This is a genomic window from Halomonas sp. NPDC076908 (assembly GCF_050269715.1).
Classification (GTDB): domain Bacteria; phylum Pseudomonadota; class Gammaproteobacteria; order Pseudomonadales; family Halomonadaceae; genus Vreelandella.
On record NZ_JBNNIW010000009.1, the window covers coordinates 97,710 to 120,156 of the forward strand.

Below are 22,447 nucleotides of genomic sequence, written 5' to 3' on the forward strand. Positions count from 1 at the left end.
GTCAGTCTATCGCCATTTATAGGTTTACGTCACCTGCACTGTTAAGCACTTACTTATAAATACACGTTGATGCTCTTTGTTTATAAGCGCGCCGCTAACCGGGTGCCTTGCTCAATCGCGCGCTTGGCATCCAGTTCGCTAGCTTCATCCGCACCGCCAATAATATGTACAGCCACCTTTGCCTGTTCGAGCGGTGCCAATAGGTCACGTACCGATTCTTGTCCGGCACACACCACCACGCTATCCACCTCCAAGACCTGATCAACGTCATCACGGCGGATATGCAAACCAGCATCATCGACTTTAAGGTATTCGCAGCCGGTCAGCGTGGTTACCCCACGTGCTTTAAGCGATGCACGATGCACCCAGCCGGTAGTTTTACCCAGATTTTTACCTGGCTTAGAGGCTTTACGCTGCAGCATGACAATTTCACGGGCAACCACGGGCGGCATCGGCGCTTTTAAACCGCCCCGTTCGCCTACCGCTAAATCGACGCCCCACTCATTGCACCAGCCGGCTATATCTAGCGCCGGATGACCTTGATGCGACAATAGTTCGGAAACATCAAAGCCAATGCCCCCCGCGCCAATCACTGCGACTTTACGGCCAACGCGCTCAGGGGATTCAATCGCTTCGGCGTAACTAAGCACCTTAATGTGATCGTGACCTGGAAGAGTAAGTTCGCGAGGTTGAACGCCGGTGGACAGCACGACTTCATCAAAGTCGGCAAGCGTTTCAGCAGTTGCCGTAGTATTGAGGCGCACCTCTACGGCATATTTTTCCAGCATTACCCGGTAGTAGCGCAGGGTTTCGTTAAACTCCTCTTTACCAGGAATTTTACGCGCATAGTTAAACTGCCCGCCCAGTTCACTACGTTGTTCAAACAGCACCACGCTATGCCCACGGCTGGCCGCAGTGACAGCGGTTGCCAGACCCGCAGGGCCGCCACCTACAACGGCTACCCGTTTGATCGTTTGGGCAGGCGCTATCACCAGCTCGGTTTCGTGACAGGCGCGAGGATTAACCAAGCAAGACGTCAGTTTTCCGGCAAAGGTGTGATCAAGACAGGCTTGGTTACAGGCGATACAGGTGTTGATCTCCTCCGCTAAGCCCTGTTCAGCTTTGCGCACCCAGGCAGGATCCGCCAGAAAGGGCCGTGCCATGGAGACCATATCGGCATGGCCTGCAGTCAGTACGCGCTCGGCGACCTCCGGCATGTTGATTCGATTGGTGGTAATCAACGGAATCGATAGCGCCGATTTTATGCGATGCGTTACTTCAGTAAAGGCGGCGCGAGGTACGCTGGTGACAATCGTAGGGATCCGTGCTTCGTGCCAGCCGATGCCGGTATTGATCACATTCGCCCCAGCAACTTCAATGGCTTGACCAAGGGTAACGACTTCTTGCCAGGTACTGCCCTGTTCGACTAAATCAATCATCGAGAGACGGAAGATAATGACAAAACGATCACCCACCGCTTCGCGTACACGGCGCACGATCTCGACCGCAAAACGCATACGGTTTTCAAACGCCCCGCCCCACTCATCGTCACGCTGGTTGGTACGCTGGCAGATAAACTGATTGATCAGATAGCCTTCTGACCCCATCACCTCAACGCCGTCATAACCCGCCTGTTGAGCAAGCGTTGCACAACGCACATAGTCGGCGATTTGTTGTTCAATATCATTGCCGCTCAATGCGCGAGGCATAAAGGGATTAATCGGTGCCTGAATCGCTGAAGGCGCCACTAGATTCGGGGAATAGGCGTAACGCCCAGCATGCAGAATCTGCATACACAAATGGCCGCCCTCTGCGTGCACTGCATCCACTACCTGACGATGCTCCGCCAATTGCGCTTCATCGATAAGGGCATGCGCACCTTGGAATACCGCACCTTCGGCATTGGGGGCAATACCGCCGGTGACGATCAGGCTAACGCCCTCCCGCGCCCGCTCAGCATAAAATACCGCTAACCGCTCAAAGCCATTCGGCGCCTCTTCCAAATTAGTGTGCATGGAGCCCATTAAAATGCGATTCGGCAACGTTAAGTGACCAATGGTCAGTGGACGGAACAAATTCGGGTACGCAGGCGTCTGGCTCATCGCGATCTCCTTACTTTTATTAGATGCTTTATAAATATCAATTCAAACAAGCGTATGACATCTAGCACATCACGTATAGCCCTTCTGTGCAGCCCTTGCGAACAGTCCTTGTGAATAGCCCTTATGAATAGCCACGCTATCTTTTGTAGCCCTTGCCCAGAACATAAATCCGCGGCACATTACCCGGCTAACGATAAGGAACCGCAGCTATGCCCTTGATTTACTTTTTGCCGCCGCTCGCTACCGTGCTGATTTGGTCAGGTAATATGACCATTAATCAGCTTAGCGTAGGTGCCATTGCACCAAGCAGCATCGCTTTTCTGCGCTGGCTGTTAGCGCTGGCGGTGATGACCCCGTTTGTGCTGCCAGCGGTGTTGCGCCATCGTGACGAAATTCGTCGCCAGTGGCCTAAGCTTGCGCTATTAGGCTTGCTCGGCATGGGCCTGTGGCAAGGGCTGGCTTACGTGGCAGCAGAAACCACTACCGCTACTAACATGGGCATTCTTGCCGCCATGGTGCCGCTGTTAACGGTGCTTCTCAGCGCACTGATTCTTCGCGAGCCACCCTCATTAGGCGGCGTTTTAGGCGGCGTGCTGGCGTTCGTAGGCGTTACCGTACTGCTGGGGCGCGGCAATCCGTTCTCTTTGCTGCAATTACAGGTCGCGTTGGGCGATGCGCTGATGGTCGTCGCGGCAACCTGCTACGCGCTATATGGCGTTATGCTCAAGCGCTGGTCAATGAATTTGCCGCCCTGGGTGATGCTCTATGCCCAAGTCTGTTTTGCCGTTCTGTTCTTATTGCCGCCCTATTTAATGGGACCAATGACGCCGATTGATAGCCAAAACATCGGACTAATTCTTTATGCAGGTATCCCCGCCTCAGTGATTACCACCTTTCTATGGATGCGCGCTGTTCGCCAAATCGGTGCTAATCAGTCGAGTATTTTTATTAACTTGATGCCGCTATTTAGCGCCGTCATTGCAATGATCTTTTTAGGCGAGCGTGTAGCTGGTTTCCACTTTGCGGGCGGTCTACTGATTCTAGCCGGGGTGATCATGGCGCAAATGCTGACACGCCCATTAACACGCGGCGTAACCTCAGATAAGCCGAGCAACGCCCAATAATGGTAGAATGGTCGTTTACTTCTGACGCTGGGAAGCCCTGATATGTCCCTGGAAGAACTGCATCTCAATCTGCGTAACCTGACGAGCGATGACTACGATCAGCTCAAGACATTGATGGACGCTGTCTATCACGATATCGGCGGATCATGGCCGAAGCGCACGATCGACAAATTGATTCAGGAGTTCCCTGACGGACAAATAGCGATAGAAGATGATGGTCTTCTGGTCGGCGTAGCGTTGACGGTTCAGGTGGATTACGACGAGTTCTCCAACCCGCATAAGTACGACGACTTGATCGGGCATCGCGAGATAATCCTCAACAATGAGGATGGCGACGCCATGTACGGGTTGGATGTGCTAATTCACCCGGATTACCGGGGTTATCGCTTGGGCCGTCGCCTTTACGAAGCGCGCAAAGAGCTGTGCCGCTCCATGAACCTGCGGGCAATTCTTGCCGGTGGGCGGATTCCTGAGTACCACCAGCACGCCAATGAGCTCACGCCCGCGCAATACATTGATAAAGTCTCACGTAAAGAGATCTACGATCCGATTCTCTCTTTCCAGCAAGCGAATGACTTTCAGGTAAAGCGCCTACTGCGCAAATACCTGCCGGAAGACGAGCAGTCGCGCGGCTACGCCACCCTGCTTGAGTGGAACAATATTCTGTTTGAGCCCGCTGCCAGCGTGCTCGACAACAAACCTACCCAGGTGCGCGTGGGTGCCGTGCAGTGGCAAATGCGTGAATTTGCCTCGGTAGAAGCAGCGTTACAGCAGATCGAATACTTTGTGGATGCGCTCTCCGACTATCAAAGTGATTTTGCGGTATTTCCAGAACTGTTTTATGCACCGTTAATGGGCCTTCAAGACCGCGCCGCCCAGCAGGATCAAATGGGCGCGATTCGCTTTTTGGCGGGTTTCACCGAGCGCTTTAAGACTGAGCTTTCGCGCATGGCGGTGTCTTACAACATCAATATTGTTGGCGGTTCGATGATAGAAGTCGGTGACGATGACCGGCTCTACAATATCGCTTATCTGTTTCACCGCGACGGCAGCGTTGAACGTCAGGCCAAGCTACACATTACCCCGCAAGAGCGCCGTGATTGGGTGATTGAGGGTGGCGATCAACTGCAGGTGTTTGACACCGACGCAGGCCGCGTGGGCATTTTGATCTGCTACGATGTCGAGTTCCCGGAGCTTGGGCGCCTGTTGGCTGACCAGGATATGGACATTCTGTTTGTACCGTTCTGGACCGATACCAAAAATGGCTACCTGCGTGTGCGCCACTGCGCTCAAGCGCGGGCAATTGAAAACGAGTGCTATGTGGTGCTTTGCGGCAGCGTCGGCAACCTGCCTTCGATTGAAAACCTGGATATCCAGTACGCTCAATCAGCGGTGTTCTCGCCTTCTGACTTCGCCTTCCCTCACGACGCGGTGCTGGCGGAAACCACGCCCAATACTGAGATGATTTTCTTCTCGGATTTGGATTTAACCCGCCTGACCGTGGTACGCGCTGAAGGCTCGGTGACCAACCTTAAGGACCGCCGCAAGGATCTGTTTGATCTACGCTGGCGCGACTGGTCGTGGAAATCGGGAGCTAATTTGGAGGAGTGAAGCGTTAAACAAAACAACAACGCCGCCCAACTGGGCGGCGTTGTTGCTTCTATTCGTACCACATAGCTTAATCGGAATAGCTCAATCAGGCCAAACAAGGTGCGCGGGAACGCGGCCTTTGGCATCAAACAACACTCCCTCATCGCGCAACTTACGGTGTTGGCGCTCTGCCCCACCGTGATCTGCAAGCTTGAGTGATGAGGCGATCACGCGATGCCAGGGCAATTGATGGCCATCCGGCAGATGACGCATCGCGGAGCCCACCATGCGCGGGGTGGCACCTTCGGTCATTGCTGCGATACGCCCGTAGGTGGTCACACGCCCCGATGGAATTTGATCGACAATCGTGTAGATCTGTTCGAGTAATTCAGGCCGAGCCATGTGACATTGTCCTTTTAATGCAAGAAAGTACTCAAAGCCCCTCAACCAGTTGATCAATCGCTTGGAAGGCCTCTTTTAGAGCGGCAGCGCGCTGCTGCTCGCCCATATTTAAGCCTTCAGCATAGACCACATTAACATCGGTAATGCCCATCAGGCCTAGCATGGTCTTCAGATGGGGTGTTTGACTATCAAATTCGGTGCCTGCGTACTGCCCACCACGAGCTGCCAGAATAATCGCGCGCTTACCTTCCACCAATCCTTGCGGACCATTTTCGGTATAGCGGAACGTTTCGCCCGCTCGCAGTACCCGGTCAAACCACGCTTTTAGCTGAGATGGGATACCGAGATTGTACATCGGCACGGCAAGTACCAGCACATCAGTAGTACGAAGCTCTGCCAGTAGCTCATCGGAACGAGAGGCCAGCGCCCGCTGTTCAGCAGTACGTTCTGCGCCTGCCACTTGCCAAGCGCCCAATTCACTGATGTCCAGGTGGGGTAACGCATTTTTCACTACATCACGCTGGGTAACATCAATATTAGCGCGGGCGTTAGCCTGTTCAATAAAGCGATTAGCTAGCGCAATAGATTGGCCATTTTCAGCCAGAATAGATGAAGTAATAACTAAGGCTCGGGTCGACATAGAAAGCTCCAAACTGAATCGGGGTAGATATTGATCGCTATTCTACGGCGCTTTATAAGAAGCAAAAGCGCAACGTTTTCCGCCTTGTATTCGATTAAATCGAATTATGGATAAAAACCGGCACAGTACTTTAGACTATCGAGTAGCAAAGCCATTGCCAGACCAATGCCGCTTCGTCGCTAATATGGCGCCGACTTGGTCGCACCAGCCAAAAACGTTCATCGCTAGGTATACTAAGATCAAAAGGAGCCACTAAATCGTTACGCTGCTCCATTAAGCGTCGATGAGTCAGCGCAACGCCGCCACTCTGGCTAGCAAGTGCTAACGTCATGACCTGGTTATCGCAGGTGAGTGACCAGCACTGCGACTCCAAATGCGCAAAACCTGCTTCTTGTAGCCACCCGGGCCAACCTACGCCAAACCCCACCGCATGCAGTAGCGTATGCCCGGCTAAATCAGCGGGCGTCATAAGCTGCTCCGCTAACGCCAGCGAGCAAACAGGCAGCAGTTGCTCTTCACCAAGGGGCTGCATCTCTATACCCGTCCACTCCCCCTTACCGTAGCGAATTTCGATATCCGCCCCTTCAGGGCCAAAGTCATCAGGCCAGATAGCACTGACCAATCGTAAAGCGATGTGGGGATGGGCACGATGAAAGGCGATTAAGCGCGGCGCCAACCATGACTGCTGAATCACCGGTGTCGTGCGTAACGTGACAGGTTGCTCAGAAGTACTCCCAAAGACTTCTAACGTGCCTTCGCTGATGCGGGTAAAAGCATCGTGAATACTCGGTAGCCACGCTTGCCCGGCGGGCGTGAGCGTTAAGCTACGCGCGTGTCGAACAAACAATTTCTGTCCGACCCGATCTTCCAGCAGCCGAACACGTTGACTAATGGCCGCTTGGGTGACGCCCAGCTCATTACCTGCGGCGGTAAAGCTTAGCGTGCGTGCCGCAGATTCAAAGGCTTGCAACCATAAAAGGGGTGGTAACTGACTCATGAAAAAGCAACCTATAAGTAAAACGATGTCTTAGGGGCCAGATTAATCGTTTGTCAGCGCCGCCGCTACTCATCATCCTTAATAGGAGTTATTAACGACCCTCATGCACTTAAGCAAAGGGAGCCCTTCGGAGTTTTAATGAACAGCGCAGTACAAACCATACCCACAGCGAGCAATAAACACGCACCAGAGATGGGCGAGCTAACCCCTTATCATACCGAACCCTCACTCATACAAGCGGCGACCACACCAATGGGTGTTAGCCTTGAGTGGCAAGACGGACAGCAGACTACGCTGCCGTTACGCTGGCTGCGCGACCACTGTGCCTGCCAGGCCTGCCGCCACCCACAGACTCGTGAAAGGCTTTACCTACCTCTTGACGCTATCACTGAGCCACCAAGCGTTGCGTTGTGGGACGGGCACTTACACCTCCATTGGCAGGATGGTCATGTCAGCGCTTTTCATAGCGGCTGGCTTCACCAGCGCCGCCCAGAGGCTATACGTTACTCGGCGGTACCCAGCATCCAGCCGTGGGGTGATAACTTTGCTCCTGAACGCGTCCACCATGCGGACTTTTTAACGTCTCAAGGCGAAAAATCCTGGCTAACCGCCATGCTTCGCGACGGGCTGGCACTGATTACCGATGGCCCCTTGATAGAAGAGGAAGTGAGCCGTTTAGCCGAACGCATTGGCCCCCTGCGCGCCACCAACTTTGGTGCCCGCTTCGATGTACGCTCCAAACCCAATCCCAATAATGCGGCCTACACCGCGGTGGGGTTACCGCTGCATATCGACTTACCCAACTGGCGCCAGCCGCCGGATATTCAGTTGCTCTACTGCCTACAGAACGAAGCCAGTGGCGGCGAATCGCTATTTGCCGACGGCGCCCGAGTGGTAGAAGCACTACGCCAGCAAGACCCTGCAGCGCTAGCCATCCTCAGCGAAACACCGATCGATTTTCGCTTCCAGGATGAAACCCATGACATTTCCACCCGAGCACCGGTTATCACACTAGATGCCGAAGGTAAGCTGGTCGAAATGCGGTTAAACAACTGGATTCGCGATGCGCTGCACCTACCCGTCGAGCAGATGGATACCTGGTACAACGCCTACGCCCTTCTATGGACGCTATTTCATAGTGACGCGCACCAGTTAGAGTTCTCCCTTCGCCCTGGGCAGATGATCGCTTTTGATAACCGCCGCGTACTCCACGGACGGCGCGAGTTCGACCCCAACAGCGGCGCTCGTCATTTACAAGGCACCTACCTAGATCGTGACATGCTGGCCTCACGCCTTCGCGTGCTGGCACGCAGTGATTAACTAAACGCGACATTAATGTATTTGATAACAATATCTATCCGACAAAAAAACCTCATCAACTATATAACCTCATCAACTATAAAACCTAGCAAGGAGATTCAATGACACACCTTAAACCTCTCGCTTCAGGCATTGCCCTCGTCACTACGGCACTATTCGCCTCAATGGCTCAGGCGGACGACCAAACTCTCGACTTTGGTGTGCCCGCCTGGCCTGGCATTACGGTAAAAACCGCCATTGCCGAGCAGCTCCTTAACCCGCTCGGTTACGAAACCAGCACTCATGAAATTGGCTTGCAGGTGATCTACCAGGGTATCGAAAGTGGTGACATCGACGCATTCCTAGGCGCTTGGCTACCTGCACAACGTGAGATGTATAATCCCCGTAAAGAGTCGGGTGTGTTAATTGATGTCGCCAACAACGTTGATGGCGCGCAAATGACCCTGGCGGTGCCGGAGTATCTGTATGAAAGTGGCATTCAGAGTTTTGCCGACCTGGATGACCACCGAGACCAATTCAATGGTCAAATACATGGTTTTGGGGCAGGCTCTGCCGCCAGTGAGATTCTGCATGATGCGATTGATAACGACACCTGGGGACTCGGTGATTGGCGTCTGGTCGATACCAGTGAAGTCGGCATGCTTTCTGCGGCACGTGATGCGATTTCCCGAGAAGAGGCCATCGTATGGGTCGGTTGGACCCCTCACTGGATGAACCTTGAACTGCCAATGCGTTACCTGGATGATCCTGAGAATTTATTTGGTGAGAATAACGGCGAAAGCGACGTGCTGACGCTGCTACGCAGCGACTATGCAAATGCCCACCCCAATGTGGTGACGTTCTTTGAACAGTTCACCTTCACCGCTGAAGAGCAGAGCTGGATGATTCAAGCCTTCGGTCAAGAAGAGCAAGATCTTGCCAATGTCGCCGAACAGTGGGTCACCGATCACCCTGAGCGCATAGAAGCAATGCTAGACGATGTAACAACCACGGACGGCGACCCCGCATGGCCCGTGATTGAAGAGCGCTTTAATCTGTAAGCTTTCACCGACATTACGTTGCTTCACAGCCATTCAATGTGGCCAATATCCGCCGCGGCCCTCCCTGGTCGCGGTGCTCTCCCAGCCAGATCCCCTGCCAAGTACCCAAGGCCAAACGCCCATCCCGCACGGCCAATGTTAGCTGAGTTCCCATCAGGCTGGCAGCCACGTGGGCTGGCATATCGTCAGGCCCTTCTAACGTATGGCGAAAATAAGGCAACTCTTCGGGCACTAGTCGACGTACAAACGCATCTAAGTCATGACGCACGTCCGGGTCGGTGTTTTCGTTCAACGTTAATGAGGCGGAAGTATGCATCAGCTGTAAATGCAGCATACCGATGTGACAATCGCTCAAGCATGGCAGCGCTCGTGCTATATCATCGGTAATCAGGTGAAAGCCGCGAGATAATTCCGGCAAATGAATTTCCTGTTGATACCACATAAACACTCCTTTGTTTTTACTCTATGAGGCACGTCATCGCCAGCGTGCTCTTGTTGTGTGGCAAAATAACGACATTATGCGTTCACAATTTAACACCATTAAAAGTAGCCAATAGCCAATGATTCACCGCTGGTTCAATCGATTCACTGCGCAACCGCTACCTGCTACTGAATGGCGGGCAGCCCAAGCACGCGTTGCCCTGCTTGCCACCTTAAATGAGGCCGACGCCGAACGTCTGGGCCAGCGGGCATGGCACTTTTTAAACCATAAACGTATTACCCTGCATGCAGATCTTCGCGATACCCCCTTTGATCTTGCCGCGCAGTTGGTACTGGCCGGCCAAGCCTGCCTGCTGACCCTAGGCTGGACAGAAGCCGAGCATCTAGAAGCCTTCACCAACGTGCATGAGATACTCATTCTACCCGATGGGTTCAGTCGCCAGATGGAAGAAGTGGATGAAACGGGCGTGATCCATCTTTATAACGACACACTTGCCGGGGAAACGTCTTACCAAGGCCCGGTCATCCTATCGTTTACCGACCTTATGAAGAGCGGCGGTTTCACTGGGTCCAACGTACTCATTCACGAACTTGCCCATAAACTCGACATGGGCAATTCCATCGACACTGATGGTTTCCCGCCACTGCCACGGGAAATCAGCCCAAGCGAGTGGCACCGCGTGTTTAGCAGCGTATGGAATGACCTGACTGCTCGACTAGCGCGGGGAGAAGTCACGCCCATTGATGACTACGCGGCCAGCCATCCCGGCGAGTGTTACGCCGTCTGCTGTGAGCTCTTTTTTAGTGATCCCGTTACTTTAAATGATGCTTACCCGGAACTGTATGAACTACTGTGCCGCTATTTTAATCAACAGCCACTGAAAAGATTTACCGACAAGGAGAGCCCCCATTGAAAACTCTGATAGGACGCAGCTTAGTTAGCGTGGCACTCCTCACCGGCTGTACCGGTATTCCCGAAGGCACTCAGCCCGTCACCGGTTTCGAGCTAGACCGCTACTTGGGCCAGTGGTACGAAATTGCCCGCTTGGATCACTCCTTTGAGCGCGGCCTGGATTGTGTCACAGCGGACTACAGCCTGCGTGACGACGACGGCGTGCGCGTAATCAACCGGGGATACAACCTGGAAGAGCAAGAGTGGGATGAAGCCGAAGGCCGCGCCTACTTTATTGACGATGAAAACGTCGGGCGTTTGAAAGTGAGCTTTTTTGGCCCCTTTTACGGCGGCTATAACGTGCTTAAGTTAGATGATGATTACCAGTGGGCATTAGTGGCAGGCCCTAACCGCGACTACCTGTGGATACTCTCACGCTCGCCGGAGATGGATAGCGCAACCGAAAGCCGCCTGCGCCAGCGAGCAGCAGAACTTGATTTCCCCGTTGATGAGCTCATCGACGTTACTCAGGGCGATGAGTGTCCTAGCTCATAGTCGATTATGCGTCGCCCATCAGCTTTCAGGCAGCACCGACACCCGCCCCGCTATCTCGCGCTGTACATAGTCAATAAAAGCGCGCAGCCGGGCGGGCACATGGCGGCGCTGTTCATACACCGCATAAAAATCTGCCCGCACGCCTTGCCAGCCAGGTAATAAAGCCACCAGAGCACCGCTGGCAAGGTGTTCGTTAACATCCCACCAGGAACGCAGCATCACCCCATGGCCATCCAACGCCAAGCGGGTGATCACTTCGCCATCGTTGCTGGCCAACCGACCACTCACTTTTACTGACTGTATTTTGGTCGGCTGACTGCTTTGCTCAAAACGCCAGAGCGGAAAATCGCTATCGTTTTCTCGAATGACCAAGCAAGCGTGCTGCAGCAAATCAGCCGGCACCTTGAGAGCAGGCGCTTGAGCAATATAAGCCGGTGACGCACACAGCACGCGCCGGTTAGCCAAAATACGCCGGGCAACCAATCGCGACTCAGGTGGCTCACCCACCCGTATGCCGATATCGAAACCATGGTCGCTCAGGTTAAGGGGGAAATTAGTCAGCTCTAACCACCCCTCCACCTCAGGGTGCTCGGCACAAAAGCGCGATAGCAACGGCGCAATATGTCGGCGGCCAAAACCAAACGTGGCGTTAACCCGCAACCGGCCACTAAGCGCTTGGTTGGCTTTTTCACCCAATGAATTTTCTAGCTCATCCAGCTCGTCCAAAATCAGCGCGCCGCGAACAAAATAGCGCTCGCCCTCTGCGGTAAGCGTTAAACGCCGCGTGGTACGTGCCGCTAGCTCGACGCCCAGGCGCCCCTCAAGAAGTTTTAGACGCTTACTCACCGCCGACAGCGAAAGCCCCAGCTCACGCGCAGTCCCAGTTAAACTGCCAGCCCGGGCCAAGTGCTGAAAAAACGCCAAATCATCCAGGTGCGCCATCCCATTCCTTTATTTATTCTGCACTTTAAAGCAACAATAACTTGAATATTAGCCTGATTACCCCCTCCAAAATAGAGGCTACACTCTATTTACTATTCAAGACTCACACGCATGCAAAGCAACTAACAAAATAAGGAACTAAGATGACCCATCGTATTGCCATTATCGCTGGCGACGGCATCGGCACTGAAGTCATGCCTGAAGGCGTTCGTGCTTTAGAAGCCACCGCAAAGCGCTTCAATATTGACCTTGAGTTCACCACTTTTGAGTTTGGTAGCTGCGACTACTATCTAGAACACGGCAAAATGCTGCCCGATGATTGGTTCGAGCAGTTAAAAGATTTTGATGCACTGTTTTACGGTGCAGTGGGCTGGCCCGATAAAGTGCCCGACCATATTTCCTTATGGGGCTCACTGCTCCAGTTCCGCCGCCGCTTTGATCAGTATATTAACCTGCGCCCCTGCAAACTAATGCCAGGGATCAAAAGCCCGCTAGCAGGCCGCGAACCCGGCGATATCGATTTTTACGTGGTGCGTGAGAATACCGAAGGTGAATACTCAAGCGTTGGCGGCAAAATGTTTGAAGGTACTGACCGGGAAGTAGTTATTCAAGACACGGTCATGACCCGTACCGGCGTAGACCGCGTATTGAAGTACGCTTTTGAGCTGGCGCAAACACGTCCGCGTAAAAAGCTCACCTCGGCGACAAAATCTAACGGTATTTCCATCACCATGCCGTACTGGGATGAGCGCGTGGTTGAAATGGCGAAGGGCTACCCTGAGATTGCGGTAGATAAATTCCATATCGATATTCTCACCGCCAACTTCGTACTTCACCCGGATTGGTTCGATGTAGTCGTGGGTAGCAACCTGTTCGGCGACATCCTTTCCGACCTGGGCCCCGCCTGCACAGGCACTATTGGTATTGCGCCTTCCGCCAACATCAACCCGGAAGGCAACTTCCCCAGCCTGTTTGAGCCAGTACACGGCAGCGCGCCGGATATCGCCGGTAAAGGCATTGCCAACCCCATCGGCCAGATCTGGTCAGGCGCGATGATGCTTGAACACCTGGGCTATAAAGAAGCCGGTGATGCCATTGTTACTGCTATTGAGGAAGTACTGACGGAAGGCGACAGCCAAGTACTTACCCGCGATGTAGGCGGACAAGGTACGACGGAAAGCTTGGGCAAGGCGATTGCGGCTAGGTTGACAAAATAACTAGCTGGCTAATTAAGTACATTGGCTATATAAAAATTAGCCAGAGCACGTCCGCTTAACAATAAAGCGTTCAACCAAAAAAAGCCTCGCCAGACACGTCTGACGAGGCTTTTGGATTACACGCTACTGCATTTCAAATAACGACACTAGTCGCTATGAAATCAGGTCATTAACTTGCCAGTTTCATAGCTGTTTTAGCGACTAATTCACCCTGGAAGCGAGCAATCTTAAGTTCGCGGTCATCCGGCTGGCGTGAGCCATCACCACCAGCTAACGTCGCTGCGCCGTAAGGCGTGCCGCCGCTAACTTTGGAAATATCGAACTGCTCTTCAAGGCCATAACCAATCGGAACAATGATCATGCCGTGGTGAGCCAGCGTGGTCCAGGTGGAGGTAATGGTCATTTCATCACCCCCGCCGGTACCCGTGGAAGTGAACACGCTAGCGACCTTGCCGCGTAACGCGCCTTTCGCCCACAGACCGCCGGTTTGATCCAAGAACGTGCGCATTTGACCTGCCATATTACCAAAGCGAGTTGGCGTACCAAAAATAATTGCATCGTAATCAGTAAGCTCTTGCGGAGTAGCTTCCGGCGTATCGAAATCCTGCTTACCCCCTGCATTTTTATAGGCATCTGCAGGCATGGTTTCAGGTACGCGCTTAACGGTAACTTCAACGCCGCTTACGCCTTTTGCACCCTCTGCGACAGCCTGAGCCATCTTATCAATATGACCATACATTGAATAATAAAGTACCAGTACCTTTGTCATTGCTAACTCCTTTGCCTTGTTTAGCGGTGCGATGGGGGATATGCCCCGGAAGCAGATGATTACAAGATAGCGCACCTAATAGTAGATAAAAGCGAATGTTTTCGACTGGGAGCATCGATTTCATCAACGGGCTTCACCTTGCACTTTACGCCATCCACCACTAGATTTTGTCTTGCCGATCCCCCCACACGTTTCCAAGGAGCCTGGAATGACGATTTTTGAAGCCCTGCGCAAGGATCATGATATTCAACGTGACCTGCTCGCCCAGCTAGTTGAGACACACGGCGACAGTGATGAGCGCGACAGTCTCTATCAGCAGGTGCGTGCTGAGCTGCATTACCATGCGGCAGCAGAAGAGCGGGCTTTATATATTCCAATGATGTCAATTGATTTAACCCAAGAAAAAGCGCGCCATAGCGTCGCCGAACATCATGAAATTGATGAGCTTTTAGAATTACTGGATGAAATCGACTATAGCGCCACCCATTGGCTGACTCACGCAAAGCAGCTCCAAGAGTTAGTGACTCATCACCTTGACGAAGAAGAGCAAGAGGTCTTCCAACTGGCTGGACGTGGGTTGCAAGAGAAACAAAAAACGTCGCTTGCCAGCGAGTACCAAGAAGAGATGAAGCGCCAGCGCTCCGCGTAAATAGCAGATAATCTTAAGGTCTAAATTCCGAGACTAAGAACCAAGCGCTCATGTTTCGACATGGGCGCTTTTTCTATGATTGAAAGCAATGGTTGCACAAAAAACTGAGCTTTTTCACCTGAACGACCTTTACACTTGTGGCGCGTACTCAGCGTGGTAAACCTAAACGCATGTTCATGCGCACCACAATTACCCTAAGGAGCTGACAATGCTAGGCCAATGGCTCGACTGGTCGCTTGATGGGCAGTTCCCCGCCGCTAGCAAAGGTGTCTTCGCAAGCGGTACTTACCATTTGCACGCGCCCGGCATTTTGGAACTTTCTCCCCATACCTCAAGCCAGGATGCGCACGCCTGCATTTTTTCAGCGGCGATCCACGGCAATGAAACTGCGCCGGTTGAATTGGTTGGCGAGTGGTTAAGTGCCCTAGAAGCGGGTGCCGTAACGCTTGGAGTCCCCGTGCTGGTAATTCTGGGGAACCTGCCCGCGCTTAAAGCACAGCAACGGTTTCTCACCACCAATTTAAACCGGCTGTTTAGCCGGGAACTGACTGCCGAAGGTAAAGAACCAGACCGAGCCCGAGAGCTAATGGCCGCCGTCGATAGCTTTTATGCACGCCACTCAGCGCTCCCCAAGCTGCATTACGATTTGCATACCGCTATTCGAGATAGTCGTTATCCACGTTTTGTTGTTGAGCCTTTTGCCGAATCCACCACCGACGCTACTCAATGGCAATGGCTAGCCGCTGCAGGCATGCAGGCGGTGCTGCACCAGCATCAACATAGCTGGACGTTCTCCCACTACAGTAAGCATTATCACGCAGCTCAGGCGTTTACCTTTGAGCTAGGCCGGGTGGCACCTTTTGGTCAAAACGATATGGCGTCTCTGAAACCGATGCTGGCGCTGCTCACAGCATTAAGCACAGGCCAGCACCCTGAGAGCCAACCAGCCTCGCACATGCTGTTTTTTCAGGTGCATCACGAGCTAATACGCCAGACAGACGCCTTCCAGCTCTGCTTTGCCGAAGATACCGCCAATTTTAGCCAGTTTGAGCCTGGCTCCCTGCTCGCGCAGGATGGTGAGGCGGGCGATTTTTGGGTGGGGGATACGCCACTCTACGTTGTATTCCCTAATGCCAACGTTGAAGTGGGGGCACGTGCAGCACTGTTAGTGGCGCCAATCACATAAGTGCCTTCATGAGTTTGACAATAATAACGATGAGGCGATAACCGAGCGCTGAGTGTCATTACGACCAACGTCGAGTGCTTAATATTATAAGGAAAGCGCGCATAATGCGCTCAGCCTGATAGAATCGCCCCTTTTTTCGCGCCAGCCGCATCTCAGCTTTTTGTTAACCTGTTGCTGCGGCAACTCTGTACTGGAGCCAATGTTATGGCCGCTACGCCTACTCCCCTTGAAGTGCGTAATATTAAAAAGCGCTTCGGCGATACGGAAGTGCTAAAAGGTCTCTCACTGCAAGCCCAAAAGGGAGATGTGATCACCCTTATTGGCGCTTCTGGGTCGGGTAAAAGCACCTTTTTACGCTGCATGAATCTGCTAGAACAGCCAGACGAAGGCGACCTTATTGTTCACGGCGAACCCATTCGCTTTAAAACCACCAAGCATGGCCGCGAACCGGAAGACTGGAAGCAGGTGGTACGCATGCGGGCCAAGCTTTCCATGGTGTTCCAAAGCTTTAACCTGTGGGCCCACATGACGCTGCTGGAAAACATCATTGAAGCGCCTATTCATGTGCTAAAAAAGCCAAAAAAAGAGGCTTTGGAACATGCCCATGCCTTGTTGGATCGGGTGGGTTTAACCGCGCGTGCCAATGCCTATCCTGCACAAATGTCCGGCGGCCAGCAGCAGCGTGGCGCCATTGCACGCGCACTGGCGATGAACCCTGAAGTTATGCTGTTTGACGAGCCCACCTCTGCGCTTGACCCAGAACTTGTCGGCGACGTGCTTAAGGTAATGCACGGCTTGGCCGAGGAAGGCCGCACCATGGTGGTGGTGACCCACGAAATGAGCTTCGCTCGCGATGTTTCCAGTCAGGTGATCTACCTTCACCAGGGCTTAGTGGAAGAAGCGGGAGCGCCTGCTGATGTATTGGGTAACCCTCAGTCACCGCGCCTGAAACAGTTCTTGGCCCCTAAATACTGATCCGCGAGGCTCACCATGCTTGATTTGCAAGGTTATGGCCCCCGGCTGATCGAAGGGGCTGGCGTTACCATTCAACTGGCGGTGCTGTCGTTAATGCTAGCGATTGTGCTTGGGCTACTGACCGCCAGCGCCAAGATGTCACGCAACTGGCTATTGCGCCGTACGGCAACGGTTTACACCACGCTGATTCGCGGTGTTCCGGATCTCGTCTTGATGATGCTGCTGTTTTTTGGCGGCCAAATCGGCGTTAACGCCATCAGCGATATGCTCTATTACAGCTACGACATCGATATTTACATCAACTTCAACGCCTTCGCCGCTGGCGTGCTGACGATTGGTTTTATCTTCGGCGCTTATATGGGCGAGACCTTCCGGGGTGCCTTTATGGCGGTGGATAACGGCCAAATCGAAGCCGGCAAAGCCTACGGCATGAGCGATGGCTTGGTGTTCCGTCGTATTCGCTTTCCGCAAATGATGCGCCATGCGCTACCGGGCTTATCAAATAACTGGATGGTACTACTCAAAACCACCGCGCTCGTCTCGGTGATTGGCTTAACCGATATGGTGCGTGTGGCGGCAGAAGCCTCCCGTGCAACCCACGAACCGTTTGCCTTTTTGCTACCTGTTGCGGCGGTCTATCTGCTGATCGCCAGCGTATCCGAATGGATATTTTCGCGGCTGCAAAAACGCTACGACATCGGCTTTGGGGAGCAATAGCATGCTAGATATTTCTGCATGGTTTAACGACCTGCTGGCGGGGAATCTTATTTTCACGCCCACGACGCTTGGCTACTACTGGGAAGGCTTAGTCACGACCTCCCAGTTAGTGTTCCTCTCGCTTGTTGCTGGACTGATTCTAGCCGTGCCCCTGGCGATTATGCGCAGCTCCAAGCATAAGTGGATTAGCCTGCCTGTTTACCTGTACACCTATGTATTTCGCGGCACCCCACTGCTGATTCAGCTCTATATCATCTATTACGGGGTGGTATTTATTGACGGCATCCAGCAGACCTTTCTGTGGCCAATCCTGCGTGAGGCCTTCTACCCCGCGCTTATTGCTTTCACGTTGAACACCGCCGCCTACACCACGGAGATATTTCGTGGCGCCATCAAGGCCACTGCACAAGGCGAGATTGAAGCCGCCCGCGCCTACGGCATGTCGCCACGCCTAATGATGCGACGAATTATTCTGCCCAGTGCCTTTCGCCGCGCCCTGCCCGCCTACGGCAATGAAGTGATCTTTATGCTGCATGCGAGTGCTATTGCCAGCGTGGTCACACTGATGGATTTAACCGGTGCCGCACGCTTTGTCTACGCACGTTTTTATGCACCGTTTGAAGCGTTTCTGTTTGTGGCCGCGATTTATTTGTGCCTGACCTTCGCCATTTTGTATTTCTTCCGCTATTTGGAGAAGAAGCTATTGGCCCACCTGAGGCCACAAACGTCATAGCGCTATAAGCGAGCGTCAAACAAACGTTGGTTCACTCTGCTGATCCCCTCTTTTCGTTAGCGCCAACCTGGGTTAGCTTAAAGGGGATCACCATAAGGTGAAATTGATACTTACGGAGTTAAAAAGAATGAAAAAGCTGCTGTCTGTTTCACTACTTGGCTTAGCTGTCGCTGCCGCCTCTTCTGCCCAAGCACGCGATTATGACAATGTTCGTATTGGTGTTGATATACCTTACGAGCCAATGGAATACCGCACTGCGGATGGCGAGCTAACCGGCTTTGACATTGATCTGGGCAATGCACTGTGTGAACGCATCGGCGTGACCTGTGAATGGGTCGAGCAAGAGTGGGATGGCATCATTCCAGGCCTGATGTCACGCAACTACGATGCCATCATGTCTTCGATGACGATTAATGACGAGCGTCGTGAGCAAGTGCTGTTTTCTGACCCCTACATCACCATGCCTTCTGCCTGGTTTGCACCCACCAGCCTGGACATCAGCGAAGCCAATGAAGAAACACTGGATGGCATGACCATTGGTGTACAGCGTGGCACCTTGCAGGACAACTATGTCACTGACAACTACAGCAGTATTGCCAGTGTAAGCCGCTACTCCACCGCCGACGATATGGTGCTGGACATGCAGGCCGAGCGTCTGGATATCGTTTTCCTAGATTACCCGATCGGCCAAACCACCCTGTTAGAAAGCGAGCACGGTGAGTACGTACTGATTGGCGAAACCATTACCGAGCCTAAAGAGTATTTTGGTGATGGCTTTGGCATCGCCTTCCGTCAACGCGACGAGGCCCTGGCCGAGCGCTTCAATGAAGCCCTGGCCGAGCTGCAGGAAGACGGTACTTACGACGAAATCTACACTCGTTACTTTGGTGAAGCAGAGTAATCTTAAAAGCAAGTTCCCACGACGATCACCCCGGCAATTGCCGGGGTGATGCGTTTCTCCGTAACTTAGTGAATTCAGTGAACTAGGTAAAGCTCCCTCTGTCTGTGTATCATTGTGCATGATCAACATGGAGGTTTTATGGCTTACTCGACTAGCCCGCATGCAGGCGTGCTCCCTCGCCCCTCTTCCCACTGGACAGGCTGGGGGCAATGGCTGGCGCTGTTAACCATGACCATTGACCACCTCACTCGTTACGTACTGCCCAGTGATTGGGATTTAGGCTGGGCGGGTGCTTCGATTGGCCGCATCGCCTTTCCGCTGTTTGCCGCCATGGTAGCGTGGCACGGGCTGTTCAATACCCGTAACCCACTGCGCTATTCACGCCGCATTTTAGTCATCGGCCTGGTCGCTCAGCTACCTTATATGATGATGCCTCGCGCATCTGATGCGTTTATCTTAAATGTCTGCTTCACCCTTGCTAGTGGCCTTGCGCTAGGCACACTGGTACGCCTAGGCTGGCAGCACTATCAACGGCAAACATTAGGCTTACCCTGGTTATTAGCAGGCACGGCTGTCGGCGTTACGGTGTGGTACTTGCTCGGATTCTGGGTTGAGTATGGCCACAACGGGCTATTGCTGATCCCGCTACTGATGTTTGCGATGCATGCATTGAGCCAGGCAGAAAGCCACTTCCAAGCACGCCTATGGGCAGGGCTAGCGGCCTTTCCAGTACTCTGGATCGCCGGGCAGATGAATGCATCCGACATGGCCAAGTCGTTTACCGTGGGCACCTGCGTAGTAGTGCTAATGCTTGCAGCAGGCGCTGCTCAGCGCATACCCGCCGTCAAGTTAGTAATGCCGCGTCGCTTGTGGCTCACATGGTACCCTGGTCACTTTGCGTTAATCGCACTATGGCTGCTGCTCATCGGTCAGTTAACGTAACTAACCGCGTAAACCTGATAACGAAAAGCCGCCCAATTTGAATTGGGCGGCTTTTGACACTACTGTTTGATGGAAAAGCTTAACGCTGGCGGCGGCGACTCCGGAAATAAAGCGCTGCAGGCGTTTACTTTTTCCAATAGTTCGGCATGGTTAGGCGCCAGAATATTGACGTGAGCAAGTTTCCGGCCTGCGCGCTCAGCTTTGTCGTAGCGATGCAGGTGCGTATTGGCAAGCGCCAGAATCGCCGTGTTATCGCCCTCGCGACCAATCACGTTAATCATGCAGGTGGGGGCAATCGCTTGGGTATCGCCTAAGGGTAACCCCTGTATCGCACGCAGATGATTTTCAAACTGGCTGGTCACCGCGCCGTCCATCGTCCAATGACCAGAGTTATGCACACGGGGCGCCATTTCATTGGCCAGCAGACTGCCATCACGGGTTTGAAATAGCTCAAGCGCCAGCACGCCCACGTAATCCAGCTCATCCAGTAACGAGCGAATATAGCTATCGGCGGTTTGCTGCACGCTAGCATCTAAATCCGGCAGCGGTGCCACGGAGTAACGCAGGATACCGTCAACATGCTGGTTTTCCGCCATGGGGTAGAACATCACTTGGCCATCGCGCCCACGCACCGCAATCATCGAAACTTCACGCACAAAGTCGACGAATGCTTCAACGACCAACTGCGAATGACCGATAGCATTCCATGCGTCTGCTGCTTGCTCGGGCTGCTTCAACACTGACTGCCCCTTGCCGTCGTAACCTTCCGTGACCGACTTAGCCACTACCGGGCAACCCAGTTCACGGGCGGCAGCTTCAAGCTGCTCGGCGCTCTCAACCACGCGGTAAGCAGGCGTGGGAATGCCTAAGCGATCAAACAGTGTCTTCTCTTCGACCCGGTTCTGACACACCTCTATCGCACGGCTACTAGGATAGACCGGCTTGTGCTGTTCAATTTCACGCACAAGCTCAACGGGTAGATGCTCAAACTCGTAGGTCACCACGTCGACCTTGGCCAAAAACTCCGCCAGGTGCTGGTTATCAGGATCAACGATCACATCGCCAATGCCTGCACTTGGGTTACCCGTGGTATCCAGGAAGGTGAACCGATTGCCCAGCGGATAACCCGCCAGCGCTAGCATGCGGCCTAATTGGCCTGCGCCTAGAATGCCGATATTTTTGACAACGGAGCTTTTTGCAGCGACGTTTTTTGCAATATCTGAGCTCATAGACAGGCTCCTTATTCTGCTTCCGGCTCGGGGCGTGGATCCGGGTTATCGAGTACTTTCTGAGTCTGCTCAGCGCGAAACGCCTCAACAGCACTTCTTACGGTCGCATCTTGCAGGCCGACAATTTGTGCCGCTAGCAAGCCTGCGTTGGTTGCGCCCGCTTTACCAATCGCCAGCGTGCCCACGGCGATACCACCCGGCATCTGCGCAATGGAGAGCAACGAATCCAAGCCTTTCAATGCTTTCGACTCTACCGGAACACCCAGCACCGGCAGCGGCGTTTGCGAAGCCACCATGCCCGGCAAATGGGCAGCGCCGCCAGCGCCCGCCACAATCACCTGCAGGCCTCGCTCAGAGGCGCTCTTAGCATAATCGAACAGCAGATCAGGTGTACGGTGCGCGGACACCACGCGGGTTTCATAAGGAACGCCCAGCCGCTCTAGCATCGCCACTGCGTGCTCCATGACCGGCCAATCAGACTTTGACCCCATGATCACGCCCACTTTGGGTGCGCTGTTCGACATGCAAAAACTCCTCGGCCAATGGCCTATTAAAGCAAACGCGTTTAACGAGCCGCACGCGACTCACCTGAAAATAAGAAGGCGAATAGTCTACCAGAGCCCGCTCGTTTACGGGCTTGGCATTCGTCGTGAAATTTTCATCAAATTAGGCATTGAAAAGCGCGCGACTTGGCGGCATTGTGTGATTGTCATTTCAGACTGATGGAGTCACATGAGTACGGCATACTCAACCGCTTACGCAGAAACGCTGGATCCTCCGCGAAGCAGCCCTGACCTCGACGTCAGGGATTTAGAAAAACGTACGCGCCTAATGCGTATTATTACCCGTCTGATTGCTATTTCAGACCTAGGAAGTCGTGATATCGCCCGCCGGGCGGGTCTTCCAGTGCAAAAGGTCAGCGACCTGCTCGCCGGAAGGCTCGAGCACCTCAACATTGATGAACTCAATGTACTGCGTCGCACCTTAGAGCTGGAGGCGCCATAGCAACAGCGACTACATCAGAATCTACTCCCTTTTTCGATACAGGCTGGCCCATTGGGTCAGCCTGTTTTTATTTGTCACG

24 protein-coding genes are annotated in these 22,447 nt (G+C 53.3%); 15 read left to right on the plus strand and 9 right to left on the minus strand.

Translation table 11 applies throughout. From position 1 onward, the window contains the following. Positions 1-80: 80 nt before the first annotated feature. Positions 81-2,102 carry an FAD-dependent oxidoreductase gene (locus ACQKE4_RS07445; RefSeq protein WP_427387602.1) on the minus strand — a complete coding sequence of 674 codons (2,022 nt, stop codon included), beginning with the start codon at positions 2,100-2,102 and terminating at the stop codon, positions 81-83. Positions 2,103-2,311: 209 nt separating this feature from the next. Between ACQKE4_RS07445 and ACQKE4_RS07450 the strand changes: the two genes are divergently transcribed. Continuing rightward, positions 2,312-3,226, plus strand: coding sequence for a DMT family transporter (locus ACQKE4_RS07450; protein ID WP_427387603.1), 915 nt, complete (start codon positions 2,312-2,314; stop codon positions 3,224-3,226). 42 nt (positions 3,227-3,268) lie between these two features. Then, positions 3,269-4,837, plus strand: a complete 1,569-nt coding sequence (locus ACQKE4_RS07455) for a GNAT family N-acetyltransferase (RefSeq protein ID WP_427387604.1) — start codon at positions 3,269-3,271, stop codon at positions 4,835-4,837. Between the two features lie 81 nt (positions 4,838-4,918). Here the strand turns inward: ACQKE4_RS07455 and ACQKE4_RS07460 are convergent, their stop codons facing one another. From ACQKE4_RS07460 to ACQKE4_RS07470, 3 genes are all read right to left on the minus strand, one after another. Beyond that, a complete protein-coding gene (locus ACQKE4_RS07460; protein ID WP_427387605.1) occupies positions 4,919-5,218 on the minus strand; it encodes an MGMT family protein in 300 nt (99 codons plus the stop codon). A 31-nt stretch (positions 5,219-5,249) separates the two neighbouring features. Then, positions 5,250-5,858 carry an FMN-dependent NADH-azoreductase gene (locus tag ACQKE4_RS07465; protein ID WP_427387606.1) on the minus strand — a complete coding sequence of 203 codons (609 nt, stop codon included), beginning with the start codon at positions 5,856-5,858 and terminating at the stop codon, positions 5,250-5,252. 130 nt (positions 5,859-5,988) lie between these two features. Continuing rightward, the gene (locus ACQKE4_RS07470) at positions 5,989-6,855 is read right to left on the minus strand and encodes a LysR substrate-binding domain-containing protein (RefSeq protein ID WP_427387608.1); all 867 of its coding nucleotides are present in this window, start codon (positions 6,853-6,855) and stop codon (positions 5,989-5,991) included. A 138-nt stretch (positions 6,856-6,993) separates the two neighbouring features. On the opposite strand from ACQKE4_RS07470, the gene ACQKE4_RS07475 reads away from it, so the two are divergent. After that, entirely contained in the window at positions 6,994-8,175 is a 1,182-nt protein-coding gene (locus ACQKE4_RS07475) for a TauD/TfdA family dioxygenase (RefSeq protein ID WP_427387609.1), read from the plus strand. Between the two features lie 101 nt (positions 8,176-8,276). Further along, on the plus strand, positions 8,277-9,215 hold the full coding sequence (locus tag ACQKE4_RS07480; protein ID WP_427387610.1) for an ABC transporter substrate-binding protein: 939 nt from the start codon (positions 8,277-8,279) through the stop codon (positions 9,213-9,215). 13 nt (positions 9,216-9,228) lie between these two features. Here the strand turns inward: ACQKE4_RS07480 and ACQKE4_RS07485 are convergent, their stop codons facing one another. Continuing rightward, complete coding sequence (locus tag ACQKE4_RS07485; protein WP_290832893.1) at positions 9,229-9,657, minus strand: secondary thiamine-phosphate synthase enzyme YjbQ; 429 nt, start codon at positions 9,655-9,657, stop codon at positions 9,229-9,231. A gap of 118 nt (positions 9,658-9,775) precedes the next feature. On the opposite strand from ACQKE4_RS07485, the gene ACQKE4_RS07490 reads away from it, so the two are divergent. Continuing rightward, positions 9,776-10,570 (plus strand): zinc-dependent peptidase, encoded by a 795-nt coding sequence (locus ACQKE4_RS07490; protein WP_427387611.1) that lies wholly within the window; start codon positions 9,776-9,778, stop codon positions 10,568-10,570. Beyond that, positions 10,567-11,103, plus strand: a complete 537-nt coding sequence (locus tag ACQKE4_RS07495; protein ID WP_427387612.1) for a lipocalin family protein — start codon at positions 10,567-10,569, stop codon at positions 11,101-11,103. The genes ACQKE4_RS07490 and ACQKE4_RS07495 overlap by 4 nt, the downstream gene beginning before the upstream one ends. Positions 11,104-11,121: 18 nt before the next feature. On the opposite strand, the gene ACQKE4_RS07500 is transcribed toward ACQKE4_RS07495, so the two are convergent. Further along, positions 11,122-12,045, minus strand: coding sequence for a LysR family transcriptional regulator (locus ACQKE4_RS07500; RefSeq protein WP_427387613.1), 924 nt, complete (start codon positions 12,043-12,045; stop codon positions 11,122-11,124). 143 nt (positions 12,046-12,188) lie between these two features. Between ACQKE4_RS07500 and ACQKE4_RS07505 the strand changes: the two genes are divergently transcribed. Beyond that, positions 12,189-13,262, plus strand: coding sequence for a tartrate dehydrogenase (locus ACQKE4_RS07505; RefSeq protein ID WP_427387614.1), 1,074 nt, complete (start codon positions 12,189-12,191; stop codon positions 13,260-13,262). Positions 13,263-13,431: 169 nt separating this feature from the next. Here the strand turns inward: ACQKE4_RS07505 and wrbA are convergent, their stop codons facing one another. Next, complete coding sequence (gene wrbA / locus ACQKE4_RS07510; protein ID WP_427387615.1) at positions 13,432-14,031, minus strand: NAD(P)H:quinone oxidoreductase; 600 nt, start codon at positions 14,029-14,031, stop codon at positions 13,432-13,434. 208 nt (positions 14,032-14,239) lie between these two features. On the opposite strand from wrbA, the gene ACQKE4_RS07515 reads away from it, so the two are divergent. From ACQKE4_RS07515 to ACQKE4_RS07545, 7 genes are all read left to right on the plus strand, one after another. Next, positions 14,240-14,680 carry a hemerythrin domain-containing protein gene (locus tag ACQKE4_RS07515; protein WP_427387616.1) on the plus strand — a complete coding sequence of 147 codons (441 nt, stop codon included), beginning with the start codon at positions 14,240-14,242 and terminating at the stop codon, positions 14,678-14,680. A gap of 208 nt (positions 14,681-14,888) precedes the next feature. Further along, positions 14,889-15,866: a succinylglutamate desuccinylase gene (locus tag ACQKE4_RS07520; protein ID WP_427387618.1), complete on the plus strand. Its 978-nt coding sequence runs from the start codon at positions 14,889-14,891 to the stop codon at positions 15,864-15,866. A gap of 204 nt (positions 15,867-16,070) precedes the next feature. After that, on the plus strand, positions 16,071-16,841 hold the full coding sequence (locus ACQKE4_RS07525; protein ID WP_427387620.1) for an ABC transporter ATP-binding protein: 771 nt from the start codon (positions 16,071-16,073) through the stop codon (positions 16,839-16,841). Positions 16,842-16,856: 15 nt separating this feature from the next. Beyond that, positions 16,857-17,558, plus strand: a complete 702-nt coding sequence (locus tag ACQKE4_RS07530; RefSeq protein WP_427387622.1) for an ABC transporter permease — start codon at positions 16,857-16,859, stop codon at positions 17,556-17,558. Between the two features lies 1 nt (position 17,559). Then, the gene (locus ACQKE4_RS07535) at positions 17,560-18,291 is read left to right on the plus strand and encodes an ABC transporter permease (protein WP_427387623.1); all 732 of its coding nucleotides are present in this window, start codon (positions 17,560-17,562) and stop codon (positions 18,289-18,291) included. A 127-nt stretch (positions 18,292-18,418) separates the two neighbouring features. Beyond that, entirely contained in the window at positions 18,419-19,192 is a 774-nt protein-coding gene (locus ACQKE4_RS07540; protein ID WP_427387624.1) for a transporter substrate-binding domain-containing protein, read from the plus strand. A 138-nt stretch (positions 19,193-19,330) separates the two neighbouring features. Continuing rightward, positions 19,331-20,134 (plus strand): TraX family protein, encoded by an 804-nt coding sequence (locus ACQKE4_RS07545; protein WP_427387625.1) that lies wholly within the window; start codon positions 19,331-19,333, stop codon positions 20,132-20,134. A 59-nt stretch (positions 20,135-20,193) separates the two neighbouring features. Here the strand turns inward: ACQKE4_RS07545 and ACQKE4_RS07550 are convergent, their stop codons facing one another. Together ACQKE4_RS07550 and purE are read right to left on the minus strand one after the other, a co-directional pair. Further along, positions 20,194-21,363, minus strand: coding sequence for a 5-(carboxyamino)imidazole ribonucleotide synthase (locus ACQKE4_RS07550; protein ID WP_427387626.1), 1,170 nt, complete (start codon positions 21,361-21,363; stop codon positions 20,194-20,196). An 11-nt stretch (positions 21,364-21,374) separates the two neighbouring features. Further along, complete coding sequence (gene purE, locus ACQKE4_RS07555; RefSeq protein ID WP_427387628.1) at positions 21,375-21,887, minus strand: 5-(carboxyamino)imidazole ribonucleotide mutase; 513 nt, start codon at positions 21,885-21,887, stop codon at positions 21,375-21,377. A 208-nt stretch (positions 21,888-22,095) separates the two neighbouring features. On the opposite strand from purE, the gene ACQKE4_RS07560 reads away from it, so the two are divergent. Then, a complete protein-coding gene (locus tag ACQKE4_RS07560) occupies positions 22,096-22,368 on the plus strand; it encodes an XRE family transcriptional regulator (RefSeq protein ID WP_009097209.1) in 273 nt (90 codons plus the stop codon). The last annotated feature ends 79 nt before the right edge of the window (positions 22,369-22,447 follow it).

What these genes read in the sequence shown, in the direction of transcription:
- ACQKE4_RS07445 (WP_427387602.1), bottom strand. Translation starts at nt 2,102, where the DNA reads ATGAGCCAGACGCCTGCGTACCCGAATTTGTTCCGTCCACTGACCATT.
- ACQKE4_RS07450 (WP_427387603.1), top strand. Translation starts at nt 2,312, where the DNA reads ATGCCCTTGATTTACTTTTTGCCGCCGCTCGCTACCGTGCTGATTTGG.
- ACQKE4_RS07455 (WP_427387604.1), top strand. Translation starts at nt 3,269, where the DNA reads ATGTCCCTGGAAGAACTGCATCTCAATCTGCGTAACCTGACGAGCGAT.
- ACQKE4_RS07460 (WP_427387605.1), bottom strand. Translation starts at nt 5,218, where the DNA reads ATGGCTCGGCCTGAATTACTCGAACAGATCTACACGATTGTCGATCAA.
- ACQKE4_RS07465 (WP_427387606.1), bottom strand. Translation starts at nt 5,858, where the DNA reads ATGTCGACCCGAGCCTTAGTTATTACTTCATCTATTCTGGCTGAAAAT.
- ACQKE4_RS07470 (WP_427387608.1), bottom strand. Translation starts at nt 6,855, where the DNA reads ATGAGTCAGTTACCACCCCTTTTATGGTTGCAAGCCTTTGAATCTGCG.
- ACQKE4_RS07475 (WP_427387609.1), top strand. Translation starts at nt 6,994, where the DNA reads ATGAACAGCGCAGTACAAACCATACCCACAGCGAGCAATAAACACGCA.
- ACQKE4_RS07480 (WP_427387610.1), top strand. Translation starts at nt 8,277, where the DNA reads ATGACACACCTTAAACCTCTCGCTTCAGGCATTGCCCTCGTCACTACG.
- ACQKE4_RS07485 (WP_290832893.1), bottom strand. Translation starts at nt 9,657, where the DNA reads ATGTGGTATCAACAGGAAATTCATTTGCCGGAATTATCTCGCGGCTTT.
- ACQKE4_RS07490 (WP_427387611.1), top strand. Translation starts at nt 9,776, where the DNA reads ATGATTCACCGCTGGTTCAATCGATTCACTGCGCAACCGCTACCTGCT.
- ACQKE4_RS07500 (WP_427387613.1), bottom strand. Translation starts at nt 12,045, where the DNA reads ATGGCGCACCTGGATGATTTGGCGTTTTTTCAGCACTTGGCCCGGGCT.
- ACQKE4_RS07505 (WP_427387614.1), top strand. Translation starts at nt 12,189, where the DNA reads ATGACCCATCGTATTGCCATTATCGCTGGCGACGGCATCGGCACTGAA.
- wrbA (WP_427387615.1), bottom strand. Translation starts at nt 14,031, where the DNA reads ATGACAAAGGTACTGGTACTTTATTATTCAATGTATGGTCATATTGAT.
- ACQKE4_RS07515 (WP_427387616.1), top strand. Translation starts at nt 14,240, where the DNA reads ATGACGATTTTTGAAGCCCTGCGCAAGGATCATGATATTCAACGTGAC.
- ACQKE4_RS07520 (WP_427387618.1), top strand. Translation starts at nt 14,889, where the DNA reads ATGCTAGGCCAATGGCTCGACTGGTCGCTTGATGGGCAGTTCCCCGCC.
- ACQKE4_RS07525 (WP_427387620.1), top strand. Translation starts at nt 16,071, where the DNA reads ATGGCCGCTACGCCTACTCCCCTTGAAGTGCGTAATATTAAAAAGCGC.
- ACQKE4_RS07530 (WP_427387622.1), top strand. Translation starts at nt 16,857, where the DNA reads ATGCTTGATTTGCAAGGTTATGGCCCCCGGCTGATCGAAGGGGCTGGC.
- ACQKE4_RS07535 (WP_427387623.1), top strand. Translation starts at nt 17,560, where the DNA reads ATGCTAGATATTTCTGCATGGTTTAACGACCTGCTGGCGGGGAATCTT.
- ACQKE4_RS07540 (WP_427387624.1), top strand. Translation starts at nt 18,419, where the DNA reads ATGAAAAAGCTGCTGTCTGTTTCACTACTTGGCTTAGCTGTCGCTGCC.
- ACQKE4_RS07545 (WP_427387625.1), top strand. Translation starts at nt 19,331, where the DNA reads ATGGCTTACTCGACTAGCCCGCATGCAGGCGTGCTCCCTCGCCCCTCT.
- ACQKE4_RS07550 (WP_427387626.1), bottom strand. Translation starts at nt 21,363, where the DNA reads ATGAGCTCAGATATTGCAAAAAACGTCGCTGCAAAAAGCTCCGTTGTC.
- purE (WP_427387628.1), bottom strand. Translation starts at nt 21,887, where the DNA reads ATGTCGAACAGCGCACCCAAAGTGGGCGTGATCATGGGGTCAAAGTCT.
- ACQKE4_RS07560 (WP_009097209.1), top strand. Translation starts at nt 22,096, where the DNA reads ATGAGTACGGCATACTCAACCGCTTACGCAGAAACGCTGGATCCTCCG.